Source organism: Herbaspirillum sp. 3R11 (genome assembly GCF_004563925.1).
GTDB lineage: Bacteria > Pseudomonadota > Gammaproteobacteria > Burkholderiales > Burkholderiaceae_D > Herbaspirillum.
Window position 1 is genome coordinate 485,104 of sequence record NZ_SPNJ01000003.1, and the last position, 20,634, is coordinate 505,737.

Below are 20,634 nucleotides of genomic sequence, written 5' to 3' on the forward strand. Positions count from 1 at the left end.
GAAACCGACAGCAAGACCGATGAAACGCTTTTCTCCCCTCGCCATTTCCCTGACGCTGGCCAGCGTCGCGCCTGCCGCCTTCGCCGAAGAAAGCACTGACGCCGGCACGCTGCCGGCCATCAACGTCAGCGCTGAAGCAACGCGCACCGACGTTTATCGCGCACGTACGTCGGGCATTGCCGGCTTTGGCGAGACGCCACTGCTGAACACGCCGGCGTCAGTCTCGGTAATCACCGAAGCGCAATTGAAAGACCAGCAGGCGCGTCTGCTCAGCGACGTCATCAAGAACGACGCCAGCATCGGTGAAAACTATGCGCCGGTCGGTTACTACGAGAACATCAGCGTGCGCGGGTTTCCGCTGGATCTGGCGAGCGGTTATCGCATCAACGGCCTGTCGGCAGTCGGCGAACAGAACATCGCGCTGGAGAACAAGGAACAGGTCGAGATCATCAAGGGCCTGTCCGGCCTGCAAGGTGGTGTCGTCAACGCCGGCGGCCTGGTCAACTACGTGACCAAGCGCCCGGCCGACGTGCGCTCAGTCATGTTCGGCACCGACTCCAACGGTTCACGCTATTTTTCGACCGATCTGGGCGTGCTGTTCGGCGATCACAAACAGTTCGGCCTGCGCGTCAATGCCGCGCACGAAGACATCAATTCCTACGTCGACTACAGCAACGGCTACCGCGACTTCGCCTCGCTGGCGGCGTCGTGGGATATCAGTTCGAAGGCGCGCCTTGCCTTCAACATCGAATACCAGAAAAAGGCGCAGAAATCGGTCGCCGGCTATCAGCTGCTGGGCGGCACCACGGTGCCGTCCGGCGTCTCGCCGAAGACGATGCTGTCGCCGCAGCCGTGGGTGCAGCCGGTGCGCATCGATTCGCTCAACTTCAACACCCGCTTCGACCTGGAATTCAACGACAATTGGCGCGGCTACATCACGGCCGGCCGCAGCCGCGCGGTGATCGACGACTACCTGGCCTTCCCTTACGGCAGCAACAGCGCCACCGTGTTCTCGCCGAGCTTCGCCGCCAATGGCGACTACGACGTGTACGACTATCGCAGCCCGGACGACACTCGTCGCAACGACGAAGCGCAAGCGGTCGTGCAAGGCAAGTTCAACACGGGCGCCATCAAGCATGACCTGATGCTGGGTGTGACCATGTCGCGCCGCGTGGTCGACAAGTCGGACGGCATTTCGATCCCGGTCGGCACCGGCAACATCTACAGCCCGGTCGCTGCGGCGCTGGCGCCGTCGGGCGCCGTCATACCGGCCTCGTACCGCAATCTGGACAGCCGCCAGCAGGCGATCCTGTTCACCGACCGCGTGCAGTTCGGCGAACGCTGGGAAGTGCTGGCCGGTGGACGCCAGGTCTGGCTGAAGGAAAAAACGTATAACCTGGCCGGCGTCACCACGCGCGATACCGACCGCAACCAATTCCTGCCGCAACTCGCGCTGATCTATAAACCGCAAGTCAACATGTCACTCTACGTCAGCTACGCCGAGACGCTGAGCATGGGCACGGCGGCGGCGTTCTGGCAGACCAACTACCCCACCATCCTGCCGCCTTCGGTGGCGCGTCAGCTGGAAACCGGCGTCAAGTACGACTGGAACAAGGACCTGAGTTTCACTGCGGCGGTGTTCCGCATGAAGAAGGCATACGAGTACCCGCAACCGGATGGCGCGGGCGGCTTCAAATACGTCCAGCAGGGCAAGCAGACCCACACCGGCCTCGAACTCGGCGCCTCCGGCAACGTCACAAAACAGCTGCGCCTTGCCGCCAGCGTAGCCTTCATCCAGGCCCGCGCCGACGGCACCGGCACGCCGGCTTACGACGACAAGCAAGCCATCAACGTGCCGCGCGTGCGCAGCGCACTGTATGCCGACTACGCGCTGGCCGCCTTGCCCGGTCTGAACCTGCAAGGCAGCTGGCTGTACAGCGGCAGCAAGAGCGCCACGCGCGACGGCAGCGCCTCAGTGCCGTCGTATCACATCTTCAACACCGGCCTGCGCTATCAGACAAAGATGGCCGGCCATCCGACCACCGTGCGCCTGACTGTCGACAATGTGTTCGACAAGCGCTACTGGAAAGACACCGGCGAGTCGCTCGGCGACAGCTACCTGCATCTCGGCGCTCCTCGTCTGGCGCGCCTGTCGGTGCAGTACGACTTCTAAGCAGACGCCAAGCCAGCCGCATGGAAGCCGCCTCCCACCATCTGACTCGCGTACTGAGCCACGGCATGAACGCCGACGCCGTGATATCCGACTGGCCGGCGCTCACTTCGGCCGAGGTGGCGCGCGTGCTGCAGCATTATCCGCAAGCCGGCACGCCGAAGCGGCTGGTGTGGCACAGCCCGCGACCGTTCTCGGCAGGTTGCGTAATGACGACCTCGACCATGGACGTGTTCGTCAAGCGTCACCATGTGTCGGTGCGCGACGTCGCCGGCCTGAGCGAAGAACACGGTTTCATCAATCACCTGCGCAGCCGCGGCATCGCCGTCAGTGAAGTGCTCACGACCGCCGATGGCGCCACCGCCTTCACCGACGATCACTGGACCTATGAAGTGCATGGCGTCGCCTCCGGCGTCGACCTGTATCGAGACGCGGTGTCATGGACGCCGTTCAGCAGCAGCGTGCATGCGCATGAAGCCGGCAAGGCGCTGGCGCGCTTGCATCTGGCCGCGCAGGATTACACCGCGCCGGCGCGCAAGGCGCAGACACTGGTGTCGAGTTTCACGATTTTTTCTCAGCCAGATCCGCTGCCGGCGCTGCAACGCTACATCGAGCGCTATCCTGCGATTGCCGACTATCTGAAGGAGCGTGATTGGCGCACCGAAGCCGCCGGCACGCTATTACCGTTCCACGCGCGATTGCTGCCTTACCTGGATGAATTGACGCCGCTGTGGACCCACAACGACTGGCACGCGTCCAACTTGCTGTGGACCGATCGCAGTGCGGCGGCAGGCGTCAAGACGATTCTCGATTTCGGCCTCAGCGACCGCACCTGTGCGCTGCATGACCTGGCGACCGCGATCGAGCGCAACGTCATCGAATGGCTGGCGATCCAGGAGGGCAAGACCGACGCCGTCCATCCCGACCTGCTCGACGCGCTGCTCGACGGCTACCATCTGGTGCGGCCGCTGACGTCGCGCCAGTGGCTGGCGCTGGCAGCGCTGCTGCCGCTGGTGCATGCTGAATTCGCGTTGGCGGAGCTGGCGTACTTCCACGGCATCACGCGTTCGGCCAATAATGCGGCACTGGCCTACGACGCTTACTATCTTGGCCACGCCGCGTGGTTCAACAGTGCGGATGGGCAGCGACTGCTCGCACGGATCGCGCAACGCGCTGCGGCTGATTAGTTAGTCGGGAATTACCGCCGTGGCATCCACTTCCACCAGATACTCCGGCCGCGCGAACGCGCTCACGACAATGCCGGTCGACACTGGAAACACCCCCTTGAGCCAACGTCCTACCACGCGATACACGTCTTCACGATAGCGTGGGTCGGAGATGTAGATCGTCACTTTGCAGATGTGCTCCAGCTTGCCGCCTGCTTCCTTGAGCAGCATGTCGATGTTGTACATCGCCTGCTCGGTCTGTCCTTTCACGTCGCCGATACAGACGCTTTCCGAGGTATCCAGGTTCTGTCCGATCTGGCCGCGCAGGAACACGGTGGTGCCACGTGCAACGACGGCCTGGCACAAATCGTTGTCGATGTTTTGTTCAGGATAAGTATCTTTGGTGTTGAATCTGCGAATGCGCGTGTGTTCCATGAAAGCCTCGATGAACAGGTGAATGAAAGAACTTCGGATTGATTACGCGGTGTTCTTCTTGTCGAAATAACCGGCGCGTATCGTCGCGCCGATCAGGTTGACGATCAGGCGGCCGGCGGTGACGCAAGTCAGTTTGCTGGCGTTGTCCTTGATCGGTTGGATTTCGACGATATCCATGCCGACCACGCGTCCCTTCTTCACCAATCCATGGATCAGCTTGCGCGCCTGCACGAAGTTCACGCCGCCGGGCGCCGGACCGTCGACCGCCGGCATGATGGTTGGATCGAGGCCGTCGGCATCAATCGTCAGATAATAGTTGCCGCCGTCAGGAATGCGCGCCAGCACCGCATCCATGCCGATGTCGTGCAATTCGTAAGCCGAGATCAGGTCGGCGCCCCAGGCCTTGGCCGCTTCAAAATCCGCCGGACGTCCGCTGCCTTGCGCGCGCAAACCGATCTGCACGATATGTTTGACGAAAGGCAGTTCGGAGGCGCGGCGTATCACGCTCGACAAACCGTCGCGCACACCGTTAACTTCGTCACGCCAATCCAGATGCGCATCGATGTGCACGATGGTCACCGGCCCGACTTCGTCGAAGCCGCGCAACACCGGATTGGTGATGCCGTGGTCGCCGCCCAACACGATCGGCATGCCGCCGCCGCGCAGGATCTGACGGATCGCCAGTTCGGCGCGACGCTGATGATCGCCGGGCACGGCAAGATCGGGCAACACGTCGCCGCAATCGACGAAGCGAATATCGCTGCGCCCTTGCAGCAGCGGTCCGTCGATATCGAAATCGTAATGTTCCGGTGCGCGCACGATGCGGTCGGTGACGTCGCGGATCGCCTGCGGCGCATTGCTCTGATCATTGGTGAATTGTCTCGGCGTGTAAGCCGAACCGAACGGCACGCCAAGGATGGCAATGTCCGCCTTCAGATCGGTCATGTCGGTGACCAGCTCCGAATACAGCAATGTTTTGTGGCCGGTGCGCGGCGCTACGGTAAGTTGCTCCATGAGCCTGGATCCTTTGACGAAATGTGTGATGAAGAAAGCAAGCCGATGTCCATGCAAGATCGAAGCCAGCGCATGTGCCGACACAGCCGAACGGATTTGATCGATGGACTCTAGCAAGCAAGCCGGATAATAAAAAATGATTGTTTTGCAGGTATAGTCTTGAAATTCAATACCTTGCATTTTGGCTTTCCACTTACGCTTTCAACTTACCCTCCCGGCAGGCAATCATGATCCAGTTGGACTTCGACGAGCGGGACCTGCGCTCTCTGCGCGTGTTTTGCAATGCCGCTCAGGCCGGCGGATTCGCAGCCGCAGAAAAGCGTCTGCACATGTCCAAGGCGTCCATCAGCCGCCACGTACGCGAAGTCGAAGAGCGCCTCGGCGTACGCCTGTGCGAACGCGGCCCTGCGGGTTTCAAGCTGACGCCGGAGGGTGAAGTCGCGCTCAAGCTGGCCTCCGATGCACTGCGTTCGCTGGAACGGATCCGCTCTGAAATCGATGCCGTGCATGGCGTGCTGTCCGGCTCGCTGTCGATCGGCATCGTCGAACACACGCTGACGCATCCCGACTGCAAGATCCCGGAAGCACTTGCCATCCTGCGCGAGCGCGCGCCCAACGTGCGGCCGGAAATCAGCGTCATGACCTTCCCCGATCTCAATCAGGCGCTGCGTGAACACCGCGTCGACATTGCGATTCGCGGCAGGTATCCGCGCGAGGGTGAATTCAGTTACCTGCCCTTGTTCGCCGAAACCCATCGCGTCTATACCGCGGCGAAAAAAACCAGGCGCGGCGCTGACGATCTGCCGCTGGTCTACCGGCCGCACCCTTATGTCGATCAGGCGCTGGCCACCGAAGGCTATGCGCGCGGACCGGATGCCGGCGGCCTGGAAGCCATCGGCCTGCTGGTGGCGACCGGTTGTTACCTGGGCATTCTGCCGGTGCACTACGTCCAGCTGCTGGGCAAGCGCTATGCGCTCAGGACGAGAAGCAACAGCCCTTCCTACCACCATCAGATCTGCGCAGTCACCGAATCGTCTCGTCCTACAACGTATCGCGCGGACCTCTTCCTCGGCATCCTCAGAGAACTGCATCCGGGCAACTCAGGCAACTAAGCTCTCCCCAAAGCGACGCATGGCGGCGTCAGACGCCTGTCCATCGTGGCGCATTGTGATGGACATGGCGATGCGTTACCTTCCTGCGCCATGCGCTTTTGATTCCGCTTTGATTCACGCCAACGTGCATTTTTGAATCACTGAAATCAAACCGTTCCTGCGCCACGATTTTTTTGATCGCTGAAATGCGCTGCAAAAATGATTCATTTGAATCATTTGCAAAAAATATTGGCACATATGTTGCTTGATGCCCTGCACATCCTGATTGCGGAGCATCCTCGTGACTCAAGCCTCATCAACCTCGCCAAAGACGTCCGAGTCCTTGCGGACGCAGCAGGCGCTGGTGCTGCATATCAAGCAATGTTTCGACAGCCTTCCGCGGCAAGTACGCCTGGCGGCCGGCTTCGTGCTTGATCATCCGCACGAAGTTGCCGTGATGTCCATGCGCGAACAGGCGCGGCTAGCCGGTATCCCGCCATCAACGATGACGCGCCTGGCCAAGTTCCTCGGCATGGAGGGCTATGACGACATCCGCGAAGTGTTCAAGAACAACCTGCGTTCACGCGGCAACGACTACAGCCGGCGCGCCCATGGGCTGGTCGAACTGAATCAGAAGATCGGCGAAACCGCGCTCGCGCTCGACGTCGCCAACAATGCCATTGCCCACATCCAGGCGCTATGCAGCACCGATACGCTGGCCGCCATCGTGCGCGCCGTGAAAATATTGTCATCGTCGCGCACTATCTATTGCCTGGGACTGCGTTCGTCGTTTCCTGTGGCGTTTCAGTTTTCCCACGTTTCCGAATATTTCGCCAAAAATATCACGCTCATTGATGGCGCCGGTGAAAGCGGCATGATGAAGATCATGCATCAGGCCGGCCCCAAAGACGCCTTGTTCGTCTGCTGCATCGCGCCGTACTCGCGCCGCGCCATATCAATTGCCGGACATCTGGCCAAAGCGGGCGTCAAGCTGATCGCCATCACCGACAGCGACAGCTCGCCGATTGCACGCATGGCCACCGAGACCATCCTGGTCGGCAAACAGAATGCCTCCTTCTTCGACACGCTGGTTCCCGCGTTTCTCGTCAGCGAAATTCTGGTCGCGCTGATGGCGGCAACCTCCAAGGTCGACGTCAAGGCCTCGGTGTCGGAGACGGAAAAGAATCTTTGGAGCATGGGTGAATGGTGGGGTTCGGAAGATTCCGAGCTTCCCGGATTACCCAGAGCACGCACGCGCAAGAACGATTACTGACGATCATTGCACCCCTCATGCAATCTGTTTCAGAACTACCCGCACTTCAAGAATGACTTCAATTAAAAGGATATCCAAATGAAACGCCGCTCCCTCCTGCTTAGCCTGATCGCCGTCTCCATTGCCGCCGCTGCTTCCGGCAACGCCATGGCGGAGGACGCCCTGAGCACCATCCTTGCGCGCAAGGTGATCCGCGTCGCCGTACCGACTGACTATCCGCCCTACGGCTCGGTCGGCACCGACATGACACCGCGCGGTTACGACATCGACATGGCGACACTGGTCGCCAAGAAGCTCGGCGTCAAACTGGAACTGATTCCCGTCACCGGCCCGAATCGCGTCGCCTACCTGCAGACCAAGAAATCCGACCTGACCATTTCTTCACTCGGCAAAACGCCCGAGCGTGAAAAGGTCATCGACTACAGCATCGCCTATGCGCCGTTCTTCGACGCCGTCTTCGGCAAACAGGACATCATCGCGAAGAACTACAGCGAGCTCACCGGCAAGGTCATCGCGGTGACGCGCGGCTCGATGCAGGACGAAGAACTCTCGCGCCTGGCACCGGGCGCCGTGATCAAACGCTTTGAAGACAATAACGGCACGGTCTCGGCTTTCCTTGCCGGCCAGGCGCAGATGTTCGCGACCGGCACGGCGGTGGCTGCCACGATCAAGACCAAGGATCCGTCGGTGAGCATGGATCTGAAAGTGATCCTGTCCAATTCGCCGTGCTACATCGGCGTGCTCAAGGGCGAGCCGCAACTGGTCGCCAAACTCAACGAGATCATCCGCGAGGCCAAGAGCAACGGCGCCATTGACGAGATGTCGAAGAAGTGGCTGGGCGCTCCTGCCGGCGCGCTGCCGGAATAAGTCCGCACACTGTTCTTCTGCTTTCCCTGCCCGATGCCATTTTCCAGAATCGCATCGGGCAGGGCGGCGCCCGTGATTTCCCCTCAATGAAACAGCATCACCACATGACTCACCCTACCGCCATCGACCGCCTGGCCGACTGGATCTGCAGCCTGCACGCTGACCATGCCGTGCGCAACATTCCTGCGTCCGTACGCAACATCGCCGCCAATTGCCTGATCGATACGATAGGCGTCGCCTTTGCCGGCTCGGCGACCACAGTCGCTCGCACGGCGCGCGCCATCGCTGTGGATGCCGGTTCACGCGGTGACGCTGCGGTGGTGGGAAGTCATCACTTGTTCTCCGCGCCGGCGGCGGCGTTCGTCAACGGCGCGTCGGCGCATGCACTCGACTTTGACGACAATTGCTATGCCGGCTTCGTGCACGGTTCGGCCGTGATCGCCCCTGCCGCCATCGCGGTCGCACAAAAGCGCAATGCCTCCGGCGCCGATTTGCTGACGGCGTTCATTGTCGGTTCCGAATGTGAATATGCCGTCGGCGCCGCAACCAACAGCGTCCTGTATGACCACGGCTGGTGGACTACCGGCGTGCTCGGCCCGATCGGCGCCTGTGCGGCGGCGGCTTGGCTGCTCAGGCTGGACCGCCGCCAGACTGCGTCGGCATTGGGACTGGCGGTGGCCGGTACGGGTGGCATGAAGGCCTGTTTCGGCACTGACGCCAAGGCGCTGATGGCAGGCCGCGCGGCAGAAGCCGGCGTCGTCGCCGCCCTGCTCGCCGCCCAGGGCGCGAGCGGACCGCACGACGCCTTTGAACATTGGAATGGATTTACGGGCCTGTTCAATCACGGCGAATTCAACCTCGCCATGATTGCGCAGTTGGGGTCGCAATGGTTCATGGAGTCGCCCGGCGTCGACATCAAGCGCATTCCGCTTTGCCTGTCTTCGCATGCTGCGGTCGATGCCGTGATGGTGCTTGTCGCGCGGCATGCCATCGACGTAGCGGCAATCGAAGAAATCGTCTGCGACGTTCCGCAGATCGTCTTTGCCAACCTGATTTACAACCGGCCGGCGACACGGCAAGAGGCGCAATTCAGCATGCCCTTCGCCATTGCGGTGTCCTTGCTGTACGGCACAGTGGAATTACGCCATCTGGACGGCGCAGTCCTGCAAGAACCGCGTGTCCTCGAACTGATGAAGCGCGTGAAGATGACCGTCGGCCCGCGCTGGAATCTGGAAGGCGCCTGCGAGGCGGCGCCGGAGGGCGCCAATGTGCGGGTCAAGATACGCGGCGGCGAGTGGCTTGAGGGATTTCAGGCCCAGGCGCGCGGCACCGCGCAATGCCCGATGGGGCAGGATGAAATCGAATACAAGTTCATGACATGCGTGAAAGCCGGCAATGTCGACGGTCAAGGCGACAGCATGCGCACAGGCGCCCTGCTGCTATCTCGCCTCAAATCGCTCGAGACCCTGCCGTCGGTGCGCGGCCTGTTTTCTGCCGGATAAAAATACCTACGGCTTGATGACCTGCGGGTCGATCTGCACCATCTCTTCATTGTTGCCCAGCCAGATCTGGCCGTCCTGGATCGTGCATTGCAGCTGCATGTTGCGCTGGGCGAGCTTTTCCAATGCCTGGCTGGTCTCGGCGGCAATGTTGATGACCGTGAGATTCTTGGCGCGCTCGACGCGGTTACCGATCTGGTTCCACCAGATGCTGCTGACGCTGCTGTAGCTGTACACGATGACGCGCGCGGAACGGCCGCAGGCCTTGAGGATGCGCTTGTCGTCGGGCTGGCCGACTTCGATCCAGAGGTCGATGGCGCCGGTCAGGTCCTTTGCCACCACGTCCGGGTCTTCAACGTCGGAGAGGCCCTTGCCAAAGGTCAACGCTTCACTGGCGTTGAGCGCGAAGGCCAGTACGCGGATCATCATGCGCTCATCGGTTTCCGACGGGTGGCGCGCGATGGTCAGGGAATGATTCTGGTAGTAGTGCCGATCCATGTCGGAGATCTGCAGATCGGCTTTGAAAATGGTTGCTTTGAGCGCCATGACGGTCTTCTTTTTGGTGCGGTGTTGGGTGGATTGCTTGCGAAGGATGTGAAGCATAGCCGATTTCAGGGCTTTTCTACGCTTTCCCGCGCGATTGGAAAAGCATACCCATGAGACAATTCCGCCATGGATACCGCCACTTTTCCCGACGACGACAATGTTGTCGCCCTGACCCGCGCTTGGGTCGCCGAAGCCGTGATTGGCCTCAACCTCTGCCCCTTCGCCAAAGCGGTCTACGTCAAGGATCAGGTCCGCTATGTGGTCAGCCACGCCGACGATGAAGCCGGCCTGGCTCAGCAGTTGCTGGATGAATTGCAACATCTGCAAGCCGCCGATCCGGAGTTGCTCGACACCACTTTGTTGATTCATCCGCGCGTGTTGCAGGATTTTTACGACTACAACAATTTCCTCGACGTCGCCGACCAGGTGCTGGAAGACGCGGAGCTGGACGGCGTCATCCAGATCGCCAGCTTCCATCCGCAGTATCAGTTTGCCGACGCCCTGCCCGACGATATCGACAACTACACCAACCGCTCGCCGTTTCCGGTTTTGCATCTGTTGCGTGAAAGCAGCATCGACCGGGCGGTCGCCGCCTTCCCCGAAGCGAGCGCCATTTTCGAACGAAACATCGCAACCATGCGGGATCTCGGCTTAAATGGCTGGAATCGACTGGCTTTTGTCGTGTCAAAGAAACAACACCAATTATAGAAAAATTCCTGTTAATATCTGTTACAAATTCGAGGTGATTTCTCGCAACTATTTTGTAATAGACTTTTCTGAACGAATGTACTGTGCGTCAACATTGGCGTTTTGATAGTACAGACGTTGGGAGCACGGAAACGAATAGTGAAGGCTGGCAAGTCAGACCGACTGATCCCGATGGCCTTGGTTCGAGTTGTGTTGTTGCAGTGGGAAAAGAATGGCACCTCTGATGGAAACTAGTGAACCACGTTTTGCAGTTTTACCAAGAACTAATGCACTTGCACAAACAAGGCCTTTATAAACATCTGCATAATGGAACGTCCGATCATGACTACACCTAATGGCATCAACGATACTTCCCTTTCGGATCAAGTCAACTACGATCCCAACCACCTGCTGGATGCGCTGATTGAGAAATTGCATCTGAAGAACGACGCCGCCTTGTCGCGTGCGTTGGAAGTGGCTCCACCAGTTATCAGCAAGATCCGTCACCGTCGTCTGCCGGTGGGCGCGTCGCTGCTGATCCGCATGCACGAAGTCAGCGAACTGTCGATCCGCGAATTGCGCGAATTGATGGGCGATCGTCGCGAGAAATTCCGCATCAGCGACAAGCAGTTCAAGCCGAAGCCAGGCTCGCCGGCAACACCAGGCGTGGAATAAAAAAACGGAGCGTAAGCTCCGTTTTTTATTGGCGCCAAGGAAACATCCCGACGCCGGGCCCACAGGCCCATGCCATGCCAAATTAGTTATGCAGGGAATACGCCGGTAGACAGATACCGGTCGCCACGATCACAGACCACGAACACGATGGTCGCGTTCTCGACCTGCTGCGATATGCGCAGCGCCACTTCGCAAGCGCCGGCTGCAGAAATGCCGCAAAACAGACCTTCCACCATCGCCAGTTTGCGCGCCATGTTTTCGGCAGCAGCCTGGCTCACGGATTCGATCTGGTCGACGCGCGGCTTTTCATAGATTTTCGGCAGGTAGGCTTCCGGCCATTTGCGGATACCCGGGATCGACGAACCTTCTTCCGGCTGGGCGCCGATGATCTGGATCTCCGGATTCTGTTCCTTCAGGTAACGCGACACGCCCATGATGGTGCCTGTGGTGCCCATGGCGCTGACGAAATGGGTAATGCGGCCTTCGGTGTCGCGCCACAATTCGGGACCGGTGGTTTCATAGTGCGCCTGCGGATTGTCGCCATTGGCGAACTGGTCAAGGATCAGGCCCTGGCCTTCTTTCTGCATCTGTTCGGCGAGATCGCGTGCGTACTCCATGCCACCGCTCTTGGGCGTGAGGACGATCTTGGCGCCATAGGCGGCCATGCTCTGGCGGCGCTCTTCGCTGAGGTTTTCAGGCATCAGCAAAACCATCTTGTAGCCGCGCAATGCCGCCACCATGGCAAGCGCAATGCCGGTGTTGCCGCTGGTGGCTTCGATCAGGGTGTCGCCGGGCTTGATCTGGCCGCGTTCTTCGGCGCGGCGGATCATCGACAGCGCGGCGCGGTCCTTGACCGACCCGGCGGGATTGTTGCCCTCCATCTTGCCGAGGATGATGTTGTTGCGTTGCTTGGCGTCTTCGCCGCCGAGGCGTTGCAATTGAATCAAGGGCGTATTGCCGATGGTGTCTTCGATGGTCAGATAAGGCATGGTCGGAGGAATCCTTTCAGGAGTCTCATTTTAATATGAGTCTTTGTCATGTGCCGGACAGGCCTAGCGACAAGATACTTATATAGTTATAGCAAATACGCCTAAGAACCTGTTTACGATCTGTAGCGAGAGGCCATCAGCCGGCAGCGGCCGGAGCGGAAGAACCGGAATGTACTTGAGTACATGAGGATTCTGAGCACCGCCCGATGCCGGATCATGGCCTCGCAGTAAGATCGCAAACAGGTTCTAACGCAGCTCTTCCGCGCCGGCTATGCCTTACACTGTCCGCGCTCGCCAGTCGTTCTTCCGTCTTCCCCTAGGAGCCGCAATGAAAACGCACGATGTCGCCAACCAGGTCCCGGAACTGCAGGACTTCAATCCGTATGACACCGATATCGCGCTGAGCCAGGGCGTGCAGCGCGGACAGGCCGGCTGGCATGCATCCACGCTGACCAATTACGGCGCCGAACTGGGCAGCGCCGAGGTGCTGCAGATGGCGGCGCTGGCCAACCGCCACGCGCCCGAACTGAATACCCACGATCGCTTCGGCAACCGTATCGACCGCGTCGACTTCCACCCCGCCTGGCACGCCTTGCTGGGCCTGCTGCGGCGCGAAGCCTTGCACGCGCTGCCCTGGATGCCTGAATTCGACGGCAAGCCCGGCGCCCACGTGGCGCGCGCCGCCGGCTATTTCCTGCATGCCCAGATCGAAGCCGGGTCGCTGTGTCCGACCACCATGACCTTTGCCTCGATCCCGGTATTGCGCAGTGAAGAGGCTTTGTACCGGCTGCTGCGCGACAAATTGTTTTCACGCGAACATGATCCGCGCGACCTGCCGCTGGACCAGAAGCGATCAATGCTGATCGGCATGGGCATGACAGAAAAACAAGGCGGCTCGGACGTGCGCAGCAACACCACCGCAGCGCGTCCGCTCAACGGTAGCGGCCGTGGCGCGGCCTACACTCTGACCGGTCATAAATGGTTCTTTTCGGCGCCGATGTGCGATGCCCACATGGTGCTGGCGCGCACCGACAACGGCTTGTCCTGCTTCTTCGTGCCGCGCTGGCGGCCGGACGGCCACAAGAACGGCGTGCTGATCCAGCGCCTCAAGGACAAGCTCGGCAACCGTTCCAACTCCAGCAGCGAAGTCGAGTTCGAGGATGCCTACGGCGTCATGGTCGGCGATGAAGGCCGCGGCATCCCGACCATCATCGAGATGGCAAACCACACGCGCCTCGATTGCGTGATCGGCAGCGCCGGCCTGATGCGCCATGCGCTGGTGCAGGCCATCCATCATGCGCGCCACCGCAGCGCCTTCGGCAAGCACCTGGCCGAGCAGCCGCTGATGCGCAACGTGCTGGCCGACCTGGCGCTGGAAAGCGAAGCCGCGACCTTGCTGATGCTGCGCCTGGCACGCGCCTTCGAAGCGCCGGCCGATCCCTTGCAGCGCGCCTGGCGACGCATCGTCACGCCGGCCGCCAAGTTCTGGATCTGCAAGCGTGCGCTGGAATTCACCGGCGAGTGCATGGAAGTCTGGGGCGGCAACGGCTATGTCGAAACCGGACCGATGGCGCGCCTGTATCGCGAAGCGCCGGTCAACTCGATCTGGGAAGGATCGGGCAACGTTATGTGCCTGGACGTGCTGCGCGCGATGGAGCGCGAGCCGGACGCCTGCCTGTTGCTGCTGGACGAATTGCAGCAGGTCGCCGATGGCCATGAAGTCTTGCAGGCGCCGTTGCATGCGCTCAAGCAGATGATGACGCTGGCGCCCGAGCAGCGCGAAATGCTGGCGCGCCGGCTGGTGCAGCAACTGGTGCTGACCGTGCAGGGCGCGCTGATGCTGCAGCATGCGCCGCAGGCGATGGCCGAGGCCTTCGTCCTCAGCCGCAGCGACGCCGCCAACGGCCGTGTGTACGGCACGCTGCCGGCGGGAACTGCGGATGCCGCGTCCTTGCAGCAAAGCATCCTGGCGCGCGCGTGGCCGCAGTAAAAGCTAAATACCGTTCGCCAGTCGTTCGAACAAATCCTCGCCGCCCATCTGACCGCCCTTGAGCATCAGTTCAATGCCCTCCTCGCGCGCGCCGTCGGCATGCGCGCGGCACAGCGCGACGCCCGGCGACAACTTGCCGAGATAAGACAGGCCCCAGATGTCGAGCGCCTTCAATGCATGGCTTGACGTATCGCCGCCGGCCACGCCGATGCGGCGCACCGCGGTCATCGGCAGCAAGCGCTGCAGAAAATCCCCGCTCGCCCGCGCCAGCCGCAACGACACGTGTTCACCGTCGAGGTGGGCGCCGTCGGCGGTGCACGCCAGCACGTGGCTGCCGTTGTTCAGATGCTGCGCAACGCGCAACAGCATGGTGTCGACATAAGTCTGGTCGCCTTCGATCAATCGGCGTGCATCCAGTGTGATGCGCTCGTAAGAGGTCGCTGCCGCCACCTGGCGCGCCGTGACCGGCGACAGGCTGCCGGCCAGCACGAACACGGCGCCTTCCGCCGGGGCGATGCGCGTCGTATCAGCCAACGGTGCAGGCAACTCTTTTTGTTCGCGCCAATGAGTGCACAAGGCTTGCACTACGCTGCTGGCGCCGATCGCCAGCAAAGGCTGTGCTTGCGCACGCCGCCATATCTGCCGGCCGATCAGCGGCAGATGCGCCGCGTCGCCGACGTCGAACAGCACGGCGTCGGGATGCGCTTGCGCTATCCGCTCCACTTCCCCATCCAGTTGCGCCGTATCCTTCGCATAAGCCGGGGCATGGATTGCAGCCACCGTCATGCCTTGCGCCGCCAGATGGACGCGCATGTCAGCTTCATGCATCGGCGTCACCGGATGATTGCGCATGGTCTGATGGCGATCGATGCGGAACACCTCACCGCCGCCATTGACTGCAGCGTACAGGTTGCTGAACAGGCAGTAGCGTTGCAGATTCGGCTGGCCGCCGACGATGGGGACAAAGTCGTTGGCGATGTGTTGCCGCCATACCGACAAGGCCGTGCCGATGTTGCCGACATGCGGCGCGCTGTCGAAGGTTGAACAGATTTTGTAGTGCGTCACCGGCGGCTGCAAGCCGGCAAAAAACCGCGCGACCGGTTCCAGTTCTTCACGCATTTCATCCGGCTCCATCGAACGTGCGGCGCCGGCGATGCCCAGGCAATCCAGTTCGCCGGCTGCCTCCAGCTGACGCCGGTCCGGCACGCGCAGGAACAGCAGACTGCGCAAGCCGGCTTCGGTCGCCGTCGCCAGTGTGTCGGTGGCGCCGGTGAAATCGTCGCCGTAAAAGCAGACGCGCGGACGATGCCCTTCGCTCATTTCAGACGCGGCCCGAAGAAGTCGAGCGCGCGTTGCAGCTCCGGCGACTGGCGTGCGCGTTCCTGCAGGCTGACGCCGTCGCGTGCCGCTTCCCAGGCCTGGCGCAGGCTGGCGACGCCGGCCGTGGCGCCGTCCGGGTGCGCGAGGATACCGCCGCCCGAGAGGAAGATCACGTCGGTGCTGTTGACCGCCGCAAAGGTCGCCGGCACCGTGCCCGCCCATTGCCCGGAGGAAAACACCGGCATCACTTCATCGCCCGCCGCCATCGGCGTCAGGCAATCGCGCGCCGACTGCACTACTTCGTCATTGAATTCGGAGAACTTGCCGTCGAGCCCATGCACGTGCAAATGATCGACGCCGCTCAGGCGCCACAGGCTTTGATATGCCGAGAACGACATGCCCAGCGCCGGCTGGCGCGACATCATGCCGAAACCGTTGCGGTGGCCATGGATCGCCAGGCCGCTGCTGCGACGCAGGCTTTGCAGCGCCGAGAAGCCGCACCAGTTGAGCCCGACCATGATGCAGCTGCCGCCTTCGCGCTCGACCAGATCCGCATGACGACGCATGGCGTCGAGCTCGTCGGTGATGTTGAACGCCACCATGACGCGGCGGCCGGATTTGTCCTGATACGCGCGCACGCGTTTCATGACTTCGCGCACACGCTCTTCCAGCGGCGCATGAACCGGGTTGGCGCAGACTTCGTCGTCCTTGATGAAGTCGACGCCGGCTTCGCACAGCTGCGTGACGAGTTCGCCGGTCTGGACGGCGCTGAGGCCGACGTTGGGCTTGATGATGGTGCCCAGCAGCGGCGCTTGCGGCATTCCCGTCAGCTTGCGCGTGCCGGCAATGCCGTGGCGCGGCATGTCGAATTGGCGACGGTAATGTTCCGGCAACGACAGCGACAGCAGTCGCATGCCGGTGACTTCGCCGAGATCGAACAAGTTGCCGGCGACGGTCGCCGCCAGCGTCGGCAGGTTGGCGCCGACATTGTCGATCGGGAAGGAAATCTTCACCTTGGCGCGACGCCAAGGGCCCTGCATGTTCTGGCGTTGCTGCCAGGCGTTGGGCAGGCTCGGCGTCGCCACGCTGTCGATCTCTTCCACCGACACCACGACGGCGCGCGCGCGTTCGCGCAACTGCTCGGTCTCGCCCTGTACACGCACGAAAGTGCCGCAGGATTGTTCGCCCGCCATGACCTCGGCGACCTGCGATGGGTCGAGCGGCGTTTCGATCAGGTAGTCGGCGTAGAAACGATTGTTGTCCATCGCTGCCGCCATCACATCTTGCTCAGGTCGGGGAAGGTGCGCACCGGATCGCTGCCGTCCCAGTTTTCCGCCGACTCGCGGATGATGCGGAACACCGTGCCCTTGGGGCCGGCGATTTCCGACAGTTCGATCACGGTGCCGGGATGGAATTCGGTTTCGAAATAGACGAAGCGACCGCGCTCGCCGACTTCACCGCTCATGCCGACCTTCCAGCCTTTTTCCAGCAGGCGTGCAAGATCGTTGTCGAAGTCTTCGGTCCAGTAGGCCAGATGCTGCAAGCCGGTTCGGCCGGCCTTGAGGAAATCCTGGTACATCGACGGTGCATCGTTGCGCTGCTGGATCAGTTCCACCTGCACGTTGCCGGAGTTGGCCAGCGCCACCGAGGAATGAATGTCCTGCAGCTCGCCCTTGTAACGATAGTTCTTCAGCGGCACGCGCTCCATGTAGTACCAGGGACCCACGCCCAGCACTTCGCTCCAGTATTTCATCGCGGCCTGTATGTCTTCGACGACGTAGCCCAGTTGTTTGATCTCACCCAGAAAACGGCTCATTGCTCACCTCTTTTTTCGTTTGTTTCGTTTGAATAATTGCCAGATTTTTTACGTCAGGAAGCCGATCGAAATCCACGGCACCGCAGCCACCACCAGCAAGGCAACCACCAGCGCAGCCAGATAGCCCCACACGCGGTTGAAGACCTTGTCCGGCGACACCTTGCCGATCGCGCAGGCGGCATAGAAGCCGACGCCGAACGGTGGAGCGAACAAGCCGATGCCCATCGCCAGGATCACCACCATGGCGTAGTGCACGTCATGGATGCCCAGGGAGCGGGCCACCGGGAACAGCAACGGTCCGAACAGCACGATGGCCGGGATGCCTTCCAGGATGCTGCCCAGCACGATGAAGATCACGATCGTGATCAGCAGGAAACCGAATCCGCCGCCCGGCACGCCCTGCATCAGCGACACCAGCTTGGCCGAGAAGCCCGACTGCGTCAGCGCCCAGGCCATCGAGGTGGCCATGCCGATGATCAGCAGGATTGCGCCCGACAAGGTCGCCGCTTCCACCAGCATCGGATAGATGCGCTTGAAGTCGATATGCTTCATGAAGGCATGCATGACCAGGCCGACCACGATGGTGTACGCGACGCCAATCGTTGCGACTTCGGTTGCAGTAGCCACGCCTTCAATCACGGCCACGCGGATCAGCATCGGCAAGGCCAGTGCAGGAATCGCCGCGATCAATGTCTTGCCGATCACGCCGATGGTGGCGCGCTTCACATCCGGCATCGGTTCGCGACGAGCGCGGAACCAGCAGACGATGCCGATCGCAATTGTTGCGATCACCGCAGGCATCAGGCCGCCGATGAACAAGGCCGTGATGGATACGCTGCATACCGCGCCGATGGTGATCAACACCAGGCTAGGCGGAATCGTTTCGGTCATGGCGCCGGAGGACGACAGCAAGGCCACCAGTTCTTCCGGCTTGGAGCCGCGCTTCTTCATTTCCGGGAACAGCGCCGGCGCAATCGCGGCCATGTCGGCGGCCTTGGAACCGGAAATGCCCGACACCAGGAACATCGCGCCCAGCAGCACGTATTGCAAGCCGCCACGTACATGGCCCAGCAAAGCCGCCATGAAATCGATGAGCGTCCTGGCAAGGCCACTGATTTCCAGCAGCGAGCCTAGCAAGACGAACAGCGGCACCGACAACAGGATCAGGCTGGACATGCCCTCATCCATACGACTGACCACGATCATCATCGGTGCGCCTGTAGCAATGGTCAGATACGCCATCGTCGCCGTACCAAACGCAAACGCAATCGGAATACCACCCGCCACACAAGCGCCGATCAGCACCACGAAGAACACGATCAGGTTGTAGTTGCCCATGGCCAACAAGGCCGGCTTGCTGATCCACAGCACAGCGCCGATCACGGCGACAACGGCTACAGCGGACAGCACCTGCCTGATGCTGGAGCGACTCGCCATGCGGGCAATCGCCGCCAGGAACATCAGGATGGCGCCCACCGGCAAAGCCGCTGCGCGCAGGCCGTCGGGGATTTCCAATGCAGGCGTCGTGATCGCCATCTGCTCCGACGCGTGGTCGACCGCAGGATGGATGATCATCAGGACAAAGATGCAGACGATCAGCGCGGCCACCGTTTCCAGCCAGACGCGCCATTTGTCGGAGAGCTTGTTGACGATGGCCGTCAGGCGCATGTGCTCGCCCCGGTCCAGCGCCAATACTGCACCCAGCATCGACAGCCAGATGAACAGCGTCGAGGCCAGTTCGTCCGACCAGATCAGCGGATCGTGCAGCGCATAGCGGTAGATCACGCCGGCCAGCAGCACGCCGGTTTCCACCACCACCAGCGCCGCAGCAACCGCGGCGACAACGTGCATCACGCCACGATTGACGCCCGCCAGCAAACGCGCCAGCGGGTTGGTCGGCAATGGCGTGGCGTAATTCATTACTGCTTCCATTTACGCGAGCTTCCCGGTGTACTTTTCCAGCAGCGCCCACGCCTCGGGACCGAACTTCTTGTGCCACTCGGTGTAGAAGCCGGAAGCGCGCAGCTTGGTGCGGAAGGCTTCATTGTCGGTATCGTTGAACTGCATGCCCTTGCCCTTCATGTCGGCCACCAGAGACTCGTTGAGCGCCTTGACGTCGACGCGTTGCTTGAGGCCGGCTTCGTTGACGTTGCGCGTCACGATCTCTTGCAGCTCTTTTGGCATGCGTTCAAACGACTTCTTGTTGCCCATGAACCAGAAGCCGCTCCACACGTGATTGGTCATGGAGCAATACTTTTGCACTTCATAGAATTTGACGGTGGAGATCACTGCCAGCGGGTTCTCCTGGCCTTCGGCGATCTTGGTCTGCAGCGCGGAATACACCTCGGCGAAGTTGATACTGGTCGGCGCCGCATCGAACGCGCGGAACAGCGAGGTCGCCAGCGGGCTCGGCGGCACGCGCAGCTTCATGCCCTTGAAGTCTTCCGGCTTGGTGATCGGACGCGTGCTGGTGGTGACCTGGCGATAGCCGTTGTCCCAGCAGCGCTCGAACGCGAACAGCGAGGTCGTCGCAGCGATCTGCTTGCGCACGTAGGTGCCGAGGTCGCCGTCCATTGCTGCCCACACCTGGCTGTAATCCTTGAAGGCAAAACCGACGCCGCTGATCTGGCCGGCCGACACCAGCGTACCGAGCACTTCCGGCGAGATGGTGAAGAAGTCGATGGCGCCGGCGCGCACTTGCGACAGCATGTCGGTGTCGGTGCCGAGCTGACCGTTGGGATAGACCTGGAAGTCGACACGGCCCTTGGACTCGGCGGCGATCTTGGCAGCCATTTCCTTGGCGCGCACGTTCATCGGATGCGTCATCGGCAGGTTGTTGCCGTACTTCAGCGTGAATTCAGCAGCGGCGCTGGCCGAGCCTGCGTAGAGTCCGGTCGCGGCGGCGGCCGAGGCGACCGAAGCGGTCTTCAGAAAGTGGCGGCGGGTCATGGCGTGCATTGCGTATCTCCTGGATTTTTATAGGTCGTTGATGGCGTGCAGATTCTGTTCGGGTAGCGAAGACCAGCGCGTCGATGCAGCGAAAAAAAGGTTTTCCGCCCGGGCTGTCTCCTTGTATATTCTTGATGTTATTTGATT

At 61.2% G+C, this 20,634-nt stretch carries 19 protein-coding genes and 1 other RNA gene; 9 read left to right on the forward strand and 11 right to left on the reverse strand.

The features are described from left to right. Positions 1 to 19: 19 nt before the first annotated feature. Both E4P32_RS15630 and E4P32_RS15635 read left to right on the forward strand, forming a co-directional pair. A complete protein-coding gene (locus E4P32_RS15630) occupies positions 20 to 2,173 on the forward strand; it encodes a TonB-dependent siderophore receptor (protein WP_116434922.1) in 2,154 nt (717 codons plus the stop codon). A 20-nt stretch (positions 2,174 to 2,193) separates the two neighbouring features. After that, complete coding sequence (locus E4P32_RS15635; RefSeq protein ID WP_116434921.1) at positions 2,194 to 3,357, forward strand: phosphotransferase; 1,164 nt, start codon at positions 2,194 to 2,196, stop codon at positions 3,355 to 3,357. On the opposite strand, the gene E4P32_RS15640 is transcribed toward E4P32_RS15635, so the two are convergent. Both E4P32_RS15640 and E4P32_RS15645 read right to left on the reverse strand, forming a co-directional pair. Beyond that, entirely contained in the window at positions 3,358 to 3,771 is a 414-nt protein-coding gene (locus tag E4P32_RS15640) for a RidA family protein (RefSeq protein ID WP_116434920.1), read from the reverse strand. It abuts the gene before it with no gap. A gap of 42 nt (positions 3,772 to 3,813) precedes the next feature. Continuing rightward, positions 3,814 to 4,785 (reverse strand): agmatinase, encoded by a 972-nt coding sequence (locus tag E4P32_RS15645; protein ID WP_116435312.1) that lies wholly within the window; start codon positions 4,783 to 4,785, stop codon positions 3,814 to 3,816. 227 nt (positions 4,786 to 5,012) lie between these two features. Here E4P32_RS15645 and E4P32_RS15650 point away from each other — a divergent pair, with 227 nt between their 5' ends. Further along, positions 5,013 to 5,897: a LysR family transcriptional regulator gene (locus tag E4P32_RS15650; RefSeq protein WP_116434919.1), complete on the forward strand. Its 885-nt coding sequence runs from the start codon at positions 5,013 to 5,015 to the stop codon at positions 5,895 to 5,897. Positions 5,898 to 5,925: 28 nt separating this feature from the next. Here the strand turns inward: E4P32_RS15650 and E4P32_RS15655 are convergent, their stop codons facing one another. Next, entirely contained in the window at positions 5,926 to 6,186 is a 261-nt protein-coding gene (locus E4P32_RS15655) for a hypothetical protein (protein WP_135008752.1), read from the reverse strand. Here E4P32_RS15655 and E4P32_RS15660 point away from each other — a divergent pair. The 3 genes from E4P32_RS15660 to E4P32_RS15670 all read left to right on the forward strand — a co-directional run bounded on the left by E4P32_RS15660 (position 6,178) and on the right by E4P32_RS15670 (position 9,518). Beyond that, positions 6,178 to 7,149, forward strand: a complete 972-nt coding sequence (locus E4P32_RS15660; protein ID WP_233526669.1) for a MurR/RpiR family transcriptional regulator — start codon at positions 6,178 to 6,180, stop codon at positions 7,147 to 7,149. The two genes, E4P32_RS15655 and E4P32_RS15660, sit on opposite strands and share 9 nt — an antisense overlap. Before the next feature lie 78 nt (positions 7,150 to 7,227). Then, positions 7,228 to 8,016: a transporter substrate-binding domain-containing protein gene (locus E4P32_RS15665; protein ID WP_116434918.1), complete on the forward strand. Its 789-nt coding sequence runs from the start codon at positions 7,228 to 7,230 to the stop codon at positions 8,014 to 8,016. A 104-nt stretch (positions 8,017 to 8,120) separates the two neighbouring features. Next, on the forward strand, positions 8,121 to 9,518 hold the full coding sequence (locus tag E4P32_RS15670) for an MmgE/PrpD family protein (protein WP_116434917.1): 1,398 nt from the start codon (positions 8,121 to 8,123) through the stop codon (positions 9,516 to 9,518). A 6-nt stretch (positions 9,519 to 9,524) separates the two neighbouring features. Here the strand turns inward: E4P32_RS15670 and E4P32_RS15675 are convergent, their stop codons facing one another. Further along, entirely contained in the window at positions 9,525 to 10,061 is a 537-nt protein-coding gene (locus E4P32_RS15675) for a YaeQ family protein (protein WP_116435311.1), read from the reverse strand. Positions 10,062 to 10,187: 126 nt separating this feature from the next. Between E4P32_RS15675 and E4P32_RS15680 the strand changes: the two genes are divergently transcribed. Both E4P32_RS15680 and E4P32_RS15685 read left to right on the forward strand, forming a co-directional pair. After that, entirely contained in the window at positions 10,188 to 10,769 is a 582-nt protein-coding gene (locus E4P32_RS15680; RefSeq protein WP_116434916.1) for a DUF1415 domain-containing protein, read from the forward strand. A gap of 321 nt (positions 10,770 to 11,090) precedes the next feature. Next, positions 11,091 to 11,423 carry a hypothetical protein gene (locus E4P32_RS15685; protein WP_116435310.1) on the forward strand — a complete coding sequence of 111 codons (333 nt, stop codon included), beginning with the start codon at positions 11,091 to 11,093 and terminating at the stop codon, positions 11,421 to 11,423. An 86-nt stretch (positions 11,424 to 11,509) separates the two neighbouring features. Here the strand turns inward: E4P32_RS15685 and cysM are convergent, their stop codons facing one another. Together cysM and E4P32_RS15695 are read right to left on the reverse strand one after the other, a co-directional pair. Further along, positions 11,510 to 12,412, reverse strand: coding sequence for a cysteine synthase CysM (gene cysM / locus E4P32_RS15690; RefSeq protein WP_116434915.1), 903 nt, complete (start codon positions 12,410 to 12,412; stop codon positions 11,510 to 11,512). 110 nt (positions 12,413 to 12,522) lie between these two features. After that, positions 12,523 to 12,597: non-coding RNA, sX9 sRNA (locus E4P32_RS15695), on the reverse strand. 143 nt (positions 12,598 to 12,740) lie between these two features. On the opposite strand from E4P32_RS15695, the gene E4P32_RS15700 reads away from it, so the two are divergent. Continuing rightward, positions 12,741 to 14,402 carry an isovaleryl-CoA dehydrogenase gene (locus E4P32_RS15700; RefSeq protein WP_116434914.1) on the forward strand — a complete coding sequence of 554 codons (1,662 nt, stop codon included), beginning with the start codon at positions 12,741 to 12,743 and terminating at the stop codon, positions 14,400 to 14,402. 3 nt (positions 14,403 to 14,405) lie between these two features. Here E4P32_RS15700 and E4P32_RS15705 read toward each other — a convergent pair whose 3' ends face one another. Genes E4P32_RS15705 through E4P32_RS15725 form a run of 5 tightly spaced genes read right to left on the reverse strand, consistent with a single transcriptional unit; the run spans position 14,406 to position 20,496 of the window. Then, entirely contained in the window at positions 14,406 to 15,722 is a 1,317-nt protein-coding gene (locus tag E4P32_RS15705) for a four-carbon acid sugar kinase family protein (protein WP_116434913.1), read from the reverse strand. Then, positions 15,719 to 16,987: a ribulose-bisphosphate carboxylase large subunit family protein gene (locus E4P32_RS15710; protein ID WP_116435309.1), complete on the reverse strand. Its 1,269-nt coding sequence runs from the start codon at positions 16,985 to 16,987 to the stop codon at positions 15,719 to 15,721. Before E4P32_RS15710 ends, E4P32_RS15705 begins: the two co-directional genes overlap by 4 nt. Positions 16,988 to 16,998: 11 nt before the next feature. After that, entirely contained in the window at positions 16,999 to 17,538 is a 540-nt protein-coding gene (locus tag E4P32_RS15715) for a VOC family protein (protein ID WP_116434912.1), read from the reverse strand. 48 nt (positions 17,539 to 17,586) lie between these two features. Continuing rightward, the gene (locus tag E4P32_RS15720) at positions 17,587 to 19,458 is read right to left on the reverse strand and encodes a TRAP transporter large permease subunit (RefSeq protein WP_199525648.1); all 1,872 of its coding nucleotides are present in this window, start codon (positions 19,456 to 19,458) and stop codon (positions 17,587 to 17,589) included. Between the two features lie 12 nt (positions 19,459 to 19,470). Continuing rightward, the gene (locus E4P32_RS15725; RefSeq protein ID WP_116434910.1) at positions 19,471 to 20,496 is read right to left on the reverse strand and encodes a TRAP transporter substrate-binding protein; all 1,026 of its coding nucleotides are present in this window, start codon (positions 20,494 to 20,496) and stop codon (positions 19,471 to 19,473) included. Positions 20,497 to 20,634 lie beyond the last annotated feature (138 nt).